Here is a 14,144-nt window from a genome sequence, read left to right as displayed (position 1 = left end):
GCCCCGCCGGCTTCGACCTCTCGATGAGCCTGCTGCAGCGCATCGACCCCCGACGCAGCCTCGCCGCTGCGATCGGCTGGCTGATGATCGCGCTGGCCATCTGCCTGGCGCTGGCGGCCAACCTCTGGCTGCGCAGCTTCGTGCGCTCGACCCTGCTCGAGGTGCACTCGCAGCGGCTGGAGACGGCCGGCGAGCACGTCAGCGCCGAGCTCGACACCGCGATGCTGCTGCGCCTGCAGTCGGTGAGCGTGGTGGCCTCGATCCTGTCGCAGGACGTGCAGGGCGACGACGCCGCGTGGCGGCAGCGCTCGCTCGAGGCGGTGCACCGCGGCGTGCCGGACCTGATCTGGCTGGCGCTGACCGACGCGGACGGTTTCATCGTCGCGGCCACCGACCCGAAGGTGGTGGGCGAGAACGTCAACCAGCATGCGTGGATCTCGCAGGGGCTGGCCGATGCGTGGATCGAGGAGGGCCGCTCGCCGGGCGAGCACTTCCTCAAGCTCAGCGCGCCGGTGAGCAACGCCGACGGCGCCATCGTCGGCGTGGTGGCGGCGCAGCTCAGCTGGCAATGGGTGGACCACACGGTGTCCGGCATCAAGGCCTCGCCCGGCGAGTGGCTGCTGATCGACCGCGACGGCATGGTGCGCCACGGCCCGGCGGCCCTGCTCGGCACGCGCTGGCGCGAGAGGGGCGACCTGGCCGCGCCCTTCGACCCGACGGTCGCCGGGCTGGGCACCGATGGCGCCGACCTGCCGGCGCGCATCCGGGTGCGGCGGCTGGTCGACAACAAGCCCTTCCTGGTGGCGGCGCCACGCACCGAGCGCGACGGCACCCTGCGGCGCCTGGGCTGGCGCGTGGTGGTGGTGGAGCCGGTGGCCTCGCTGGCCTCGTTCGCGACCGCCATCGAATGGCGCATCACGCTGGTGCTCAGCATGCTGGGCCTGTGCGCCGCGGTGGTCGGCGTGGCCATGACGCACCGCCTGACCCATCGCGTGAGCGTGATCGCGAGCTCGGCCGACGCGGTGCTCGCCGGCAGCGCCTCGCGCATCGAGGTGCCCGAGGGCGCCGACGAGGCCGCGCGCCTGGGCACCGCGCTCGACCGGCTGCTCGACACGCTGCAGCGCGAGCGCGACGAGCTGCGCCTGCTCAATGCCGAGCTCGACGAGCGCGTGCGCCAGCGCACGGTCGAGATCAGCCGGCTGGCGCAGGAGTCGCGCGAGTCCGCCGTGATGCGCGAGCGCCTGCGCATGGCGCGCGACCTGCACGACACGCTGGCGCATTCGATGATGGCCATGCTGACCGAGATCCGCGTGCTCAAGCACATCGCGACCACGCAGCCGCAGGAACTGCCCGACGAGCTGATGCGCGCCGAGCAGGCCGCGCGCGAGGGCCTGGACGAGGCGCGCCGCGCCATCGACCAGCTGCGCAGCAACCCGGTGCGCGACATCGGGCTGGGCGCGGCGTTGGTCGAGCTGGCCCGGGGCATGAACGAGCGCACGGGGATCGTGCTCGACTGCGAGCTCGCGCCCGAGCTGCCGGCGCTGGTCGCCGAGCCCGCCGAGACCGTGTATCGCATGTGCGAGGAACTGCTGCGCAACGTCGAGCGGCATGCGGGCGCGCGGCACCTGGGCCTGCGCCTGCAGCCTGCCGACCCGGGCGTGCTGCAGCTCGAGATCGTGGACGACGGCGTGGGCTTCGACAGCCAGGCCATCGCGCCCGGGCACTATGGGCTGGTGGGATTGCGCGAGCAGGCCGAGGCCATGGGCGTGCGGCTGGCCATCGACAGCCGGCCCGGCCAGGGCACGCGCGTGACCCTGCGCTGGGCCGCGCCCGGCTACGCGCCGATCGTCTGAGCGCGGGCCTCGGCCGGCGGCGTCGCCGGGCGCGCCTGCGCCATCTGCCGCGCCGCGATGTAGCCGAAGGTCATCGCCGGCCCGATGCTGCTGCCGCCGCCCGGATAGCGCCCGCGCATGATCGAGTTCATGTCGAGCCCGGCCGCATAGAGCCCCTCGATCGGCGTGCCCTGCGGCGTCAGCACCCGTGCCTCGGCATCGGTCTCGAGGCCGCCCACCGTGCTGAGATCGCCCGGATGCAGCGCGAGCGCGTAGTAGGGCCCGTCGCCGATCGGCGCCACGCCCGGATTGGGCGCATGCGTCGGGTCGCCGCGAAAGCGCGAGTGCGCATCGGCGCCCTTGCCGAACTCGGGGTCCTCGCCGCGCGCCGCGCCGTCGTTGAAGCGCCGCACCGTGGCCTCGAGTTCGTGCGGATCGATGTGGAGGCGCCCGGCCAGCTGCGCCAGGGTCGGCGCCTCGATCAGGTAGCCCGCCTCGATCAGCGAGCGCGCGCTGAAGGGCGCGGGCCGCGCGAGGCCCAGGCCGTAGCGGCGCAGGAAGTCGCGGTTCGCGATCAGGTGCGCGGTGGTGATGCCAAGCCGGTGCATCGTGCCCACGAAGGTCTGGTACGAGCCGCCTTCGTTGACGAAGCGCCGCCCGTCGGGCCCGACCGCGATGCAACCGGGCATGGCACGGTCGATGAAGATGTGCGGATACCTGACGATGCCGCCGTCGGGCTTGCGCAGCACCGACACCGGCGTCCAGATGCAGTCGCCCGCATGGGCCGGATCGTGCAGGCCGCCGACCGCCACGCCGAGGCGCACGCCGTCGCCGACATTGCCCTCGGGCTGCAGGGAATGGTGGTGCTCGGCGAACGGGATGTGCTTGCGGCGCATCGCCTCGCTCGCGCCATAGCCGCCGGTGGCCAGCAGCACGCCGCGCCGCGCGACCACCTGCATGCGGCGGCCCTCGTGCTCGATCTCCACGCCGGTCACGCGGCCGTCCTGCATCGTGAGCTCGAGCGCGGGCGTGTTCTTCCACAGGGTCACGCCGGCCTGGATCGCCGAATGGAACAGCCGCGCGGCCAGCGCGTTGCCGTTGACGATGCGCGTGCCGCGCCCGTAGCGCAGCCGGTCGACGACGAAGCGCCGCATCACGCGCGCGGTGTGGCGAAAACCGGCCCAGGTCTTGAGCGCATGGCGCATCGGGTGGATGTCGGCGCCCTCGATCTGCATGCTGCCGAACAGCATGAGCTGCGGCAGCGGCATGCGCAGGTCGGCCAGGCGGTGGCCGAGCAGCCGGCCGTCGAAGGCCTGGGTCAGCAGCGAGCGGCTGCGCGCCGCGCCCGGCAGGTCGGATTCGTAGTCGGGCAGCGGAAAGGGCTTGAAGCGCACCTCGGAGTGCCGTTCCATGAAGGCCAGCATCTCGGGCGCATGGTCGAGGTAGCTCGCGACGAGGTCGTCGCGGTAGGCCTCGCCGAGCACGGCGCGCAGGTAGGTCTCGGCGGCCGCGCGCGAATCGTCGAGGCCGATCTGCTTCATCACGTGGTTGCACGGAATCCACGGCGCGCCGCCCGAGTAGGCGGTGGTGCCGCCGAACAGCGCGGTCTTCTCGACCACCAGCACCTCCAGGCCCAGCTGGCGCGCGGTGATGGCGGCGGTGAGTCCGGCCGCGCCGCTGCCGATGACGACCACGTCGGTTTCGATCATGGGGAACCTCTGGGAAATGATGGGATGGAAGGGAGTCAGTCGATGGCGAGCACGACGTTGCCGAGGACCTCGCCGCGCTCCACCAGTTCGTGCGCGCGCACGATCTCCTCGAGCGGCAGCAGCTGGCCGATGGTGTGCAGCAGCAGGTCGTCCTCGAGCAGCGGCAGCAGTTCGCGCAGGCAGGCCTCGCGCTCGCCCGGCGCGATCTCGTAGATGGTGAAGAAGCTCAGTGCGGCGCTCTTCTGCATCAGCACCACGGCCGGCAGCACGGCATCGAGGCCGGTCGTGCCGTAGACCACGACGCGCGCGCCGGGCTTCAGCAACTTGGGGTAGTGCGCCGCGTTGTTCGCGAGATCGACCTCGATCACGCGGTTCACGCCCGCGCCGCCCGTGAGGGCCTGCACGCCGTCGCCGAGGTCCTGCTCGCGGTAGTCCACGACATGGTCGGCACCGGCCGCGACGGCATGCGCGGCCTTGCGCGCCGAACTCACGCTGGCGATGACCTCGGCGCCGCGCAGCTTCGCGAACTGGATCGCGTAGTGGCCCACCGAACCCGCGCCGCCGGCCACCAGCACGCGCTGGCCGGGGCCGCAGTCGGCCAGGCGCACGGCATGCAGCGCGGTGAAGGCGGGAATGCCGAGGCAGGCGCCCTCGGCGAAGCCCAGCGCGGCCGGCAGCGGCACGGCCTGCGCCGACGGCAGAGCGACGTAGTCGGCCGCGGTGCCGAAGGCGCGCCGCCATTGGGCGTTCCAGGTCCACACGCGTTCGCCGATGCGCGCGGCGGGCACGCCATCGCCCACCGCATCGATCACGCCGGCGCCGTCGCTGTGCGGGACGATCAGCGGCGCCACCAGCGCGCGGCCACCGCCGCCGCGCCGCATCTTCCAGTCGGAGGGGTTCACGCCCGAAGTGCGAAGCCGCACCCGCACCTCGCCGGGACCGGGCTCGGGCCGCGGCTGCTCGCCGATGCGGATCACCTCGGCCGCCTCGCCCTGCCGCGTGTAGAAGGCGGCGCGCATCGTGCTCATGCCTCGCAGCCCGCGACGACGCCGCGCCGCTTGAGCTCGGCGATCTGCGCGGGCGTGAGTCCGATCTCGGCGAGCACCGCGTCGGTGTCCTGCCCGAGGCGCGGTGCGTTGCGCCGCTGCGCACCGGGCGTGCGCGAGAGCTTGGGCACGATGCCCGGCACCTGCAGCGCATCGCCGTCGCCCATGGCGATGGTCTGCAGCATGCCGCGCGCGAGGTAGTGCGGATCGGCCGCGATGTCGGCCACCGAGTAGATGCGGCCGGCCGGCACCGAGGCCTCGTCGAGCCGCGCGAGCACCTCGGCCACATCGCGCTGCGCGGTCCAGCCGCCGATGGCGGCATCGAGCTCCGCCACGCGCGCCACGCGGCCGGCGTTGTCGGCCAGCGCCGGATCGGCCGCGAGATCGGGTCGCTCGATCGTGGCCATGAGCCGGCGGAAGATGCTGTCGCCATTGCCCGCGATCAGCGCATAGCCGCCGTCGCCGCAGCGGTAGGCATTGCTCGGCGCGATGCCGGGCAGGGCGCTGCCGGCCGCGCCGCGCACCGCGCCGAAGGCGCTGTACTCGGGCAGCAGGCTTTCCATGCAGTTGAACACCGCCTCGTAGAGCGCCACGTCGATCACCTGGCCGCGGCCCGAGCGCTGGCGCTCCTGCAGCGCCATCAGGATGCCGATCACGCCATGCAGCGCGGCCAGCGTGTCGCCCAGCGAGATGCCCACGCGCACCGGCACCCGGCCGGGTTCGGCCGTGAGATGGCGCAGCCCGCCCATGGCCTCGGCCACCACGCCGAAGCCGGGGCGGTCGCGGTAGGGGCCGGTCTGGCCGTAGCCGCTCACGCGCAGCACGATCAGCCGCGGGTTGGCCTCGAGCAATGTTTCGGGACCGAGTCCCCAGCCCTCGAGCGCGCCGGGGCGGAAGTTCTCGATCAGCACGTCCGACTCGGCGGCGAGCCGGCGCACGATGGCCTGCGCCTCGCTGTCCTTGAGGTCGAGCGCGATCGAGCGCTTGTTGCGCGACTGCACCTGCCACCAGACCGAGGTGCCGTCCTTCAGCAGCCGCCACTTGCGCAGCGGGTCGCCGGCGCCGGGTGGCTCGATCTTGATGACCTCGGCACCGAAGTCGCCGAGCGTCTTGGCGGCGAAGGGGCCCGCGATCAACTGGCCCATCTCGAGCACCTTCAGGCCCGCGAGCGGACCGCGCGCTTCGCTCGCTGCCGTCATGCCGGCACGATGCGCATCGGCAGCCGGTCGAGCGTGCGCATCTGGTTGATCGGCCGGTAGCTGGCCGGCGCCGTGAGTTCCATGCGCGCCACGTGGCGGCTCAGCGCGCCGATCAGCGCTTCCGATTCCTGGCGCGCGAGCATCTGGCCGATGCAGGCATGGATGCCGTTGCCCAGCGCGACGTGGCTGCCCGCGAGCGCGGGGCGGTCGACGTCGAAGCGCTCGGGCTCGGGGAACTGGCGCGGGTCGCGGTTGGCCGCGCCCATGAACACGCCGATCTTCGTGTCGGGGGCCAGGCGCACGCCCGAGAGCTCGGTCTCGCCGCGCGTGGTGCGGTAGGTGACCTGGAACGGCGTCTCGTGGCGGATGCCTTCCTCGAACGCGGCCTTGACCTTGGCCGGCTCGTTGCGCACGCGCTCCCACTGCGCGGGATTCCTCGCGAGCTGGTGCAGCGTGAAGCCGATGCCGGCGATGGTCGAGTCGGTGCCGCCGCCCACGAAGCTGCGGACCACGTTCGAGGCGATGCCTTCGTCGAGTTCGCCCGCGTCCTCGGCGCGGAACAGCAGCTCGGCGATCGAGTCGGGAATCACGCCCTGGCGCGACACGCTCTGCTCGAACCACGCGAGGTAGGGCTGCGCGGCCTGCATCGCGCGTTCGTAGAGCGCGTTGCGCGGGCCGCTCTGGTTGAAGCGCATCTCGCCGATGGCCAGGGTCTCGGTACGCGGCAGGCGCACGCCCACCGCGGCCGGAAAGGCCTCGAGCACGAAGCGTTCGGCGCAGTCCTCCACGCCGTCGAACTCGCGCTGGTCGAGCAGTCGTTCGACCAGCGACTCGGCCTTGCGCTCGAAGCCTTCCTTCCAGCGCCGGATCACGAGCGGCGACAGCAGGCGCGTGACCACCGAGCGGATCTTCGTGTGGTCGGGCGGGTCGGCCTCGAGCAGCCGGCTCGGGATGCGGAACTCGCCGGGCTTGCGGATGTCCTGGATGCCGATGCCGCCCGCGTTGGTGAAGCGCGCATGGTCGGCCAGCACGGTCTTGGCCTCGGCATGGCGGCCCACGGCATAGATGCCGTGCGGCGCGATGTAGGCCACGGGACCGGCTTCGCGCAGCGCCTCGTGGAACGGATAGGGATCGAGCAGCACCTCGATCGCGTACGGGTCGATGTCCAGCACGGGCGCGTCGCGCAGCGCGACGGGTTCGGCGGTGGTGGTCATGCAGGGGCTCCTGGCGTGGGGGAATGCATCGAGTCTCGATGGCCGCCCGCCGTGCGTCAGTCCCCTTGACGGGGACGGCGCGGGCCTGTCGAGAGGCTGCGTCCCCGGCAAGGGGACAGACGCCGCGCGCGCCGCTTGATGTACTCGCGCCGGCTCGAAGAACGACCATCCCCGGAACCAGGAGACACACACATGCGCGCTTCCCTGCTAGCCCTCGTGGCCTGCACCGCCTTCGCGACCGCGGCGACGGCACAGGCCCAGAAGACCTACGGCCCCGGTGCCAGCGACACCGAGATCAAGCTCGGCCAGACCGTGGCCTACAGCGGTCCCGGCTCGGCCTATTCGATGGTGGGCCGCATGTCGGTGGCCTACTTCAAGATGCTCAACGAGACCAGGGGCGGGGTCAACGGACGCAAGATCAACCTGCTGTCGGTCGACGATGCCTACAGTCCGCCCAAGACCGTGGAGGGCACGCGCAAGCTGGTCGAGTCCGACCAGGTGCTGGCGCTGGTCAATTCCATGGGCACGGCCTCGCAGACCTCGGTGCAGAAGTACCTCAACGGCAAGAAGGTGCCGCAGGTGTTCTTCTATGCCTCGAGCCCGAACCTGCACGACTCCGCCACCACGCCGTGGACCGTGCCCTTCTCCTTCGCCTACGACATCGAGGGCTCGATCTACGGCAAGTACCTCGTCGAGGCCAAGCCCAACGCGAAGATCGGCGTGCTCTACCAGAACGACGACGTGGGCAAGTCGTACATGCGCGGTTTCCGCAAGGCGCTGGGCGCGAAGCAGTTGAACATCGTGAAGGAGGTGAGCCAGGAGATGAGCGACCCGACCGTCGACTCGCAGATCCTGCAGCTGCAGGCCTCGGGCGCCGAGGTGCTGGTGGCCTTCACCTCGAACAAGGCGCAGGCGCAGGCGATCCGCAAGGCCGCGGCGATCGGCTGGAAGCCGTTCTACATCGTGCCCTACGTGTCGAGCTCGATCAGTGGCGTGCTGACCCCGGCCGGCCTCGACAACTCGGTGGGGCTGGTGTCGAGCTACTGGTTCAAGACGCCGTCGGATCCGACCTGGAACAACGACAAGGCGATGCAGGAGTACCTGGCCTTCTTCAAGAAGTACCTGCCCAACGACGATCCGGGCGACACCACCTCGGTCTACACCTACATGGGCGCGCAGCTCACGGCGCTGGTGCTCGAGCGCTGCGGCGACAACCTCACGCGCGAGAACTTCCTCAAGCAGGTGCAGGGGCTCAAGGACATCGAGCTCGGCATGCTGCTGCCAGGCATGAAGATCAACTTCCGCGCCGACGACTACTACCCGATCCGCCAGGCGCGGCTCGCGCAGTTCGATGGCAAGTCATGGAAGCCCATGACTGAACTCATCACCATCGAGCGCTGAGCATGCGCGGTGTCAGGGCCGCGGCTGGCGCTCGATGCTGAGTTCGCGCCGGCAGCTCATGTCGGCCATGCGGATCGCCTGCGGCGCGCTGTCCATCGAACGGCCCGTGGGCTCGAGCGCGCCCCACTGGTTGCGCGCGAGCTCGACGCCATAGCGCATCTCCCAGCGCTTGCCGACGATCTGCTCCATGCAGTGCTCGGCGTCCGCATAGCGCTCGGCCATCTCCATCGCATCGGCGGGCTCCGCTCGAACGGCGGCGGTGGCGAGCAGCGAACACAGGAGGAGGGCGGAGTGTGCGGGGAAGCGAAGGAGCATGGGGAGACGAATGAGGGGATTGAAGGAAAGTCGCGGATTTTAACGACCGGCCCGCGCACGATGCCGGCCGTTGCGGATGCCCGACCCGCGGGCTCAGAAGGTGTGAAGGAACCGTCGCGAGCGCCCCGAGGTCGCGTCGAGGACCGGAGTCGTACTGACGTACGGCGAGGACCGCAGATGCGAGATCGGGGCGCGCAGCAGGTTCATTCACACCTTATCAGTCGCGCAGGCTGCTCGCGAGACGCACCACCTCGGCCAAGGTCGCGAGCTGGTCGGCATGCGCGGTCGCGAGGCGCGCGAGCTTCTTGCGGCCCGCGGGCAGCAGGTGCACTTCCACCTGCCGGCGATCGACGGTGCTGGGCTTGCGCACGACCAGGCCCGCTTCCTCGCAGCGCGACACCAGCGCCACCACGCCATGCGGCTGCGCCTGCAGCCGTTCGGCCAGTTCGCCGATCGAGGCCCAGTCGCGGTCCGGAAAACCCTGGGTGTGGAGCAGCAGCTGGTACTGCAGCGCCGTGATGCCTTGCTCGCGCGCGGCGTCCTCGCTGAAGCGCAGGAAGCTGCGCAGCGTGTGGCGGAAATTGGAGAGGGCCTCGAAGCGCTGCTTCTGGGCCGGGCCGGAGGAGGTCGACATGGGCGGGATCGGCGGGGGACGCGGGAATGTAGCAGCCGGTCCGTCAGCCGCCTGTGTAGTCCCAGGGATTCATCAGCGGCACGCCGGACGCTTCGAAGTGCTTGAGGTTGCGCGTCACCACCGTGGCGCCGTGCACCAGCGCCGTCGCGGCGATCAGGGGATCGCGGTAGTCGCGGCCATCGGCCCAAGCAAGGCTGGCGGCACGCCGGGCCACCACGTGATCGACGGGCAGGATCCTGCCGGCGAAGGCCGGGAGCACCATGGTCTCGAGCCAGCGATGGAAGACCTCGGCCTGCAGTTCGTCGCCGCGCTGCGCGGCCTGGCTGATGCCGCGCTGGATTTCCAGCACCGTGACCGCGGACAGGTACATGTCGCCAGTGGCATGGGCAGCCATCCAGGCCAGCACGTTTGGGTGGCAACTGCTCTTGCGGACTTCGGAAACGACGTTGGTGTCCAGCAGCCACATCATGCGCGCCGTCCTTCCTCGGGCTCGTTCGTGTGCGAGGGATCGCGCTTCATGCGTCGATGTCCTTGGCGCCGATGCGGATCGGCTCGACGTCCAGGTCGAAGGCGTCGGCTTCGGGCATGCGCAGCAGCTCGACCAGGTTCTTGTCGGTCTTCGTGAGGCGGCGGTATTCGGCGATCGGAATGAGCGCCTGGGTCGGCTCGCCGCGGTCGGTGATGATGACCGTGCCGCCCTCGCTCACCACGCGCCGGGCGGCGCTGACGTTGTGCACGAACTCGCGGCTGGAAACCGTCTTGATCTGTGCGTGTCCCATGGTGCGTCCTTTCGATGAGGCGGAACCCGCCATGCAATGTGCATCGCGCCGTTGTCGCCTTCTATGAGAATGTTAGCTACGTTGCTAACTTACGTCAAGACAAGCGTTCGCGCACGCGTAATCCAAAGATCGAGTCCACGCGTCAATAAGCATTAACGCCTAAGGCAGGCACGTCAAAAGCACCTACGATCCGCCTGAAATGTACTTTGTCATCAAAGTACAAAACAAACGGATCATGAACTTCGACACAGCACATCAAGCAACGACGGCCGGTGCCTTGGCCGCCGCCTACGCCCGGCGCGAGCTCACGCCCACGCAGGTCGCCGAGCGCTGCCTGGCCCGTGCGCAGACCGCGCGCGGTGTGTTCACGCAGCTCACCGTGTCGCGCGCCCTCGCGCAGGCCGAACGGGCCACCGCGCGCTGGCGGGCCAGCACACCGCTCGGTCCGATGGACGGCGTGCCGCTGACCTGGAAGGACCTGTTCGACATCCGCGGCACCCCCACCACGGCCGGCTCGGCCTTGCTCGCGCACGCGGAACCGGCGAAGGCCGATGCCACGCTGGTGGCGCATGCCGAGGCGGCCGGCATGGTCTGCATCGGCAAGACCAACCTGAGCGAGTTCGCCTATTCGGGGCTGGGCCTGAATCCGTTCTTCGGCACGCCGGTGAACCCGGCCCTCGGCACGCGTGCCAGGGCACCGGGCGGATCGTCCTCGGGGGCCGCGCTGGCCGTCGCGCTCGGCATCGCGCCGATCGGCATCGGCACCGACACCGCCGGCTCGGTGCGGGTTCCGGCGTCCTTCAACGGGCTGGTCGGCTACCGGGCCAGCAGGCGGCGTTATGCGATGACGGGCGTGTTCGCGCTCGCTCCCTCGCTCGACACCGTCGGCCCGCTCGCGCACTCGGTGGCCGATTGCATCGCCATGGACGCGGTGCTCCAGGGCGGCAGCGGCAACGAAGCACGCGAACTGCTCGCCGGTGACTTCGACCAAGCCCGCCGCATCCTGGCGCGGCAGACCTTCGTCGTCGATCCCGCCATCCTCGACGACGAGCGCGTCGCGGCCGCGGTGCGCGAGAACCTGCGGGCGCGGATGCGCTGGCTGCGCGCCGCGGGCGCGACGGTCGTGGAGCGCGAGGTGAAGAGCCTGCACCTCGTGCAGGCGCTGATCGACAGCCACGGCTGGCTCGGCGCCAGCGAGGCCTTCGCGATGCACCAGGCGCGGCTCGAAGCGCCGCAGGCCGAGGCCATGGACCCGCGCGTGCGCCGCCGGCTCGAAGCGGCGCGCGATGTCAGCGCCGCGCGCTATCTGCACCTGCGCTGGGAGCGGCAGCGGCTGATCGCCGCCTTCGAGCGCGATCTCGAGGGCGCGACCCTGGTGCTGCCCGCCACCGCGCACACCGCGCCGCTGCTGCAGCCGCTGGAGGCCGACGACGAGCTCTTCGCGCGCACCAACCTCGCGACGCTGCGCCTCACGATGCCCGGCAGCTTCCTCGACACGCCCGCCGTCGCGATGCCCAGCGGCGTCGAGCGCGTGGCCGCGCCCGACGGCAGCACCGACCTCCTGCCCACCGGCCTGCAGCTGATGCGCCCGCGCGGCGAGGACGCGCGGCTGCTGCAGATCGCCCTTTCCCTCGAGCACCTGTTTTCTTCACCCCACTTCAAGGAGCAATGACATGACCAAGGAAATCTTCATCACCTTCGGCGTCGACGTGGACGCCGTCGGCGGCTGGCTCGGTTCGTACGGCGGCGAGGACTCGCCCGACGACATCTCGCGCGGCATGTTCGCGGGCGAGGTGGGATCGCCGCGGCTGCTGAAGCTGTTCAAGAGGTACGGCCTGACCACCACCTGGTTCGTGCCCGGGCACTCGGCCGAGACCTTTCCGGACCAGATGAAGGCCGTGGTCGACGCGGGCCACGAACTGGGCATCCACGGCTACAGCCACGAGAACCCGATCGCGATGACGCCCGAGCAGGAAGAGGCCGTGCTCGACCGCAGCATCGACGTCATCACGCGCCTCGCGGGCCGGGCACCGACCGGCTATGTCGCGCCGTGGTGGGAGTTCAGCCCGGTCACCAACGAGCTGCTGATCAAGAAGGGCATCAAGTACGACCACAGCCTGATGCACAACGACTTCCACCCGTACTACGTCCGCGTCGGTGACCGGTGGACCCGGATCGACTACAGCAAGCATCCGGACAGCTGGATGAAGCCGCTCGAGCGCGGCACCGAGACCTCGCTGGTCGAGATCCCGGCCAACTGGTACCTGGACGACCTGCCGCCGATGATGTTCATCAAGAAGGCGCCCAACAGCCACGGCTTCGTGAATCCGCGCGACATCGAGCAGATGTGGCGCGACCAGTTCGACTGGGTCTACCGCGAGCACGACTACGCGGTGTTCCCGATCACGATCCATCCGGACGTCTCGGGCCGGCCCCAGGTGTTGCTGATGCTCGAGCGGCTGATCGAGCACTTCCAGTCCCACGCCGGCGTGCGCTTCATGACCTGCGACCAGATCGCGGACGACTTCCTGCGCCGCCATCCGCGCGGCTAGGCCCCGGCATTGCACCGCCCCTTCCACAGAGAACGACCATGACCGCCTCGATCCCTCCCCAAGCCGCGGCCGACGCCGCCTGGACGCCGCCGACCGTGACGAAGAAGCAGGTGAACTACGCCACCTGGGTGTGCTTCTTCGCCTGGGTGTTCGCCGTCTACGACTTCATCCTGTTCGGCACGCTGCTGCCCCGGCTCGGCGACCACTTCAAGTGGACCGCCGACCAGCAGACCAACCTCAACACCTGGGTCACGCTCGGCACGGTCATCGTGGCCTTCGGCATCGGGCCGATCGCCGACCGGCTGGGCCGGCGCAAGGGCATCATCATCGCGGTCGCCGGCGCGGCCCTGTGCTCGGGGCTGACGGCCTTCGCGGGCTGGGTGATCGGCCTGTCGGCCGGGGTGGGCTTCGTGTTGCTGATCCTGGTGCGCTCGCTGGCCGGGCTCGGCTATGCCGAGCAGAGCATCAACGCCACCTACCTCAGCGAACTGTTCTCGCTGGTGCACACCGACCCGGCCGCCACCCGGCGGCGAGGCTTCATCTACTCGCTGGTGCAGGGCGGCTGGCCGGTGGGCGCGGTGCTCACCGCGGCGCTGGTGGCGGCGCTCTATCCGCTGGGCGAACGCTGGTTCGGCGAGGGCGGCGGCTGGGCGCTGTCCTTCGTGTTCGCGATGTTCCCCGCCATCGTGATCGCGATCCTCGGCCGCCGGCTGGTCGAGACGCCGCAGTTCATCACCGGCCAGCGCATCGCGCGGCTGCAGCGCGAAGGCCGGGCCGCCGATGCGCAGCGGCTCGCGCAAGCGCAGGGCATCGACCTGTCGGCGCGGCATCACACCGGCATCTCCGCCATGTTCAAGGGGGCATCGCTGCGGCCCACGCTGTCGCTGGCCCTGAGCTTCTTCCTCAACTGGTTCGCCATCGTGATCTTCGCGGTGCTGGGCACCTCGGTGCTCGGCGGTTCGGGCGGCACGCCCGGCAAGGGCGTGGACTTCTCCAATGCGCTGCAGGTGCTGATCGTCTCGAACCTGGCCGGCTTCCTCGGCTACATGTTCCACGGCTGGCTCGGCGACCGCATCGGCCGGCGCAACGCGGTTGCCATCGGCTGGGTGCTGGGCGGGCTCGCGTTCTACCTGATGCTGCAGGCGCCGCAGGGCGACTTCTGGCGCATCGTGCCGTTGTACTCGCTCGGCCTGTTCTTCCTGATCGGCCCCTATGCCGCGGTGCTGTTCCTGGTCGGCGAGAGCTTTCCGAGCCACATCCGCGCCACCGCCAGCTCCTTCGTCAACGCGATGGGCCAGGTGGGCGCCATCGCGGCGGGCTTCGGCGTGACCTACACGCTGTCGCACGGCGCCGACTGGGTGCAGGCCGCGGTCGTCTGGGGCGCGATTCCCTGCACGATCTCCGGCATCGTGATGCTGCTGGTGCCGCACGTCGACCCGAAGTCGGTGCGCTGAAGGAGCAAC

The 14,144-nt window shown here is 70.4% G+C and carries 13 protein-coding genes; 5 read left to right on the top strand and 8 right to left on the bottom strand.

Annotated elements, in window-relative coordinates; genetic code table 11:
- Positions 1-23 precede the first annotated feature (23 nt).
- Positions 24-1,853, top strand: coding sequence for a sensor histidine kinase (locus AC07RV_RS05770; protein WP_296786301.1), 1,830 nt, complete (start codon positions 24-26; stop codon positions 1,851-1,853).
- Here AC07RV_RS05770 and AC07RV_RS05765 read toward each other — a convergent pair.
- Genes AC07RV_RS05765 through AC07RV_RS05750 form a run of 4 tightly spaced genes read right to left on the bottom strand, consistent with a single transcriptional unit; the run spans position 1,835 to position 7,000 of the window.
- Positions 1,835-3,541 carry an FAD-dependent oxidoreductase gene (locus tag AC07RV_RS05765; RefSeq protein ID WP_296786298.1) on the bottom strand — a complete coding sequence of 569 codons (1,707 nt, stop codon included), beginning with the start codon at positions 3,539-3,541 and terminating at the stop codon, positions 1,835-1,837. The two genes, AC07RV_RS05770 and AC07RV_RS05765, sit on opposite strands and share 19 nt — an antisense overlap.
- Positions 3,542-3,576: 35 nt before the next feature.
- Complete coding sequence (locus tag AC07RV_RS05760; RefSeq protein WP_296786295.1) at positions 3,577-4,569, bottom strand: NADPH:quinone reductase; 993 nt, start codon at positions 4,567-4,569, stop codon at positions 3,577-3,579.
- Complete coding sequence (locus AC07RV_RS05755) at positions 4,566-5,786, bottom strand: CaiB/BaiF CoA transferase family protein (RefSeq protein ID WP_296786293.1); 1,221 nt, start codon at positions 5,784-5,786, stop codon at positions 4,566-4,568. Before AC07RV_RS05755 ends, AC07RV_RS05760 begins: the two co-directional genes overlap by 4 nt.
- Positions 5,783-7,000, bottom strand: coding sequence for a cytochrome P450 (locus AC07RV_RS05750; RefSeq protein ID WP_296786291.1), 1,218 nt, complete (start codon positions 6,998-7,000; stop codon positions 5,783-5,785). The genes AC07RV_RS05755 and AC07RV_RS05750 overlap by 4 nt, the downstream gene beginning before the upstream one ends.
- Positions 7,001-7,192: 192 nt before the next feature.
- On the opposite strand from AC07RV_RS05750, the gene AC07RV_RS05745 reads away from it, so the two are divergent.
- The gene (locus tag AC07RV_RS05745; RefSeq protein ID WP_296786289.1) at positions 7,193-8,401 is read left to right on the top strand and encodes an ABC transporter substrate-binding protein; all 1,209 of its coding nucleotides are present in this window, start codon (positions 7,193-7,195) and stop codon (positions 8,399-8,401) included.
- Between the two features lie 12 nt (positions 8,402-8,413).
- Here AC07RV_RS05745 and AC07RV_RS05740 read toward each other — a convergent pair whose 3' ends face one another.
- The 4 genes from AC07RV_RS05740 to AC07RV_RS05725 form a co-directional block, all read right to left on the bottom strand.
- Entirely contained in the window at positions 8,414-8,716 is a 303-nt protein-coding gene (locus AC07RV_RS05740) for a hypothetical protein (protein WP_296786287.1), read from the bottom strand.
- Positions 8,717-8,933: 217 nt separating this feature from the next.
- The gene (locus tag AC07RV_RS05735; protein WP_093346839.1) at positions 8,934-9,350 is read right to left on the bottom strand and encodes a MarR family winged helix-turn-helix transcriptional regulator; all 417 of its coding nucleotides are present in this window, start codon (positions 9,348-9,350) and stop codon (positions 8,934-8,936) included.
- Between the two features lie 43 nt (positions 9,351-9,393).
- Positions 9,394-9,819 (bottom strand): type II toxin-antitoxin system VapC family toxin, encoded by a 426-nt coding sequence (locus AC07RV_RS05730; RefSeq protein ID WP_296786284.1) that lies wholly within the window; start codon positions 9,817-9,819, stop codon positions 9,394-9,396.
- 46 nt (positions 9,820-9,865) lie between these two features.
- Entirely contained in the window at positions 9,866-10,129 is a 264-nt protein-coding gene (locus AC07RV_RS05725; RefSeq protein ID WP_177239426.1) for a type II toxin-antitoxin system Phd/YefM family antitoxin, read from the bottom strand.
- 235 nt (positions 10,130-10,364) lie between these two features.
- On the opposite strand from AC07RV_RS05725, the gene AC07RV_RS05720 reads away from it, so the two are divergent.
- The 3 genes from AC07RV_RS05720 to AC07RV_RS05710 are packed head-to-tail and all read left to right on the top strand — an operon-like array spanning position 10,365 to position 14,135.
- Positions 10,365-11,801, top strand: a complete 1,437-nt coding sequence (locus AC07RV_RS05720; RefSeq protein WP_296786280.1) for an amidase — start codon at positions 10,365-10,367, stop codon at positions 11,799-11,801.
- A 1-nt stretch (position 11,802) separates the two neighbouring features.
- The gene (locus AC07RV_RS05715; RefSeq protein WP_296786278.1) at positions 11,803-12,681 is read left to right on the top strand and encodes a polysaccharide deacetylase family protein; all 879 of its coding nucleotides are present in this window, start codon (positions 11,803-11,805) and stop codon (positions 12,679-12,681) included.
- A 38-nt stretch (positions 12,682-12,719) separates the two neighbouring features.
- Positions 12,720-14,135, top strand: coding sequence for an MFS transporter (locus tag AC07RV_RS05710; RefSeq protein ID WP_208510698.1), 1,416 nt, complete (start codon positions 12,720-12,722; stop codon positions 14,133-14,135).
- Positions 14,136-14,144 lie beyond the last annotated feature (9 nt).

This window comes from Variovorax sp. GW821-FHT09B01, from assembly GCF_059418345.1.
The sequence above is the reverse complement of the archived record's forward strand: the minus strand, read 5'-3'. Positions and strand labels throughout refer to the sequence as shown.

Coding starts and splice junctions, on each gene's coding strand:
- AC07RV_RS05720 (WP_296786280.1), top strand. CDS start 10,365: ATGAACTTCGACACAGCACATCAAGCAACGACGGCCGGTGCCTTGGCC.
- AC07RV_RS05760 (WP_296786295.1), bottom strand. CDS start 4,569: ATGAGCACGATGCGCGCCGCCTTCTACACGCGGCAGGGCGAGGCGGCC.
- AC07RV_RS05735 (WP_093346839.1), bottom strand. CDS start 9,350: ATGTCGACCTCCTCCGGCCCGGCCCAGAAGCAGCGCTTCGAGGCCCTC.
- AC07RV_RS05750 (WP_296786291.1), bottom strand. CDS start 7,000: ATGACCACCACCGCCGAACCCGTCGCGCTGCGCGACGCGCCCGTGCTG.
- AC07RV_RS05710 (WP_208510698.1), top strand. CDS start 12,720: ATGACCGCCTCGATCCCTCCCCAAGCCGCGGCCGACGCCGCCTGGACG.
- AC07RV_RS05715 (WP_296786278.1), top strand. CDS start 11,803: ATGACCAAGGAAATCTTCATCACCTTCGGCGTCGACGTGGACGCCGTC.
- AC07RV_RS05755 (WP_296786293.1), bottom strand. CDS start 5,786: ATGACGGCAGCGAGCGAAGCGCGCGGTCCGCTCGCGGGCCTGAAGGTG.
- AC07RV_RS05725 (WP_177239426.1), bottom strand. CDS start 10,129: ATGGGACACGCACAGATCAAGACGGTTTCCAGCCGCGAGTTCGTGCAC.
- AC07RV_RS05770 (WP_296786301.1), top strand. CDS start 24: ATGAGCCTGCTGCAGCGCATCGACCCCCGACGCAGCCTCGCCGCTGCG.
- AC07RV_RS05730 (WP_296786284.1), bottom strand. CDS start 9,819: ATGATGTGGCTGCTGGACACCAACGTCGTTTCCGAAGTCCGCAAGAGC.
- AC07RV_RS05745 (WP_296786289.1), top strand. CDS start 7,193: ATGCGCGCTTCCCTGCTAGCCCTCGTGGCCTGCACCGCCTTCGCGACC.
- AC07RV_RS05740 (WP_296786287.1), bottom strand. CDS start 8,716: ATGCTCCTTCGCTTCCCCGCACACTCCGCCCTCCTCCTGTGTTCGCTG.
- AC07RV_RS05765 (WP_296786298.1), bottom strand. CDS start 3,541: ATGATCGAAACCGACGTGGTCGTCATCGGCAGCGGCGCGGCCGGACTC.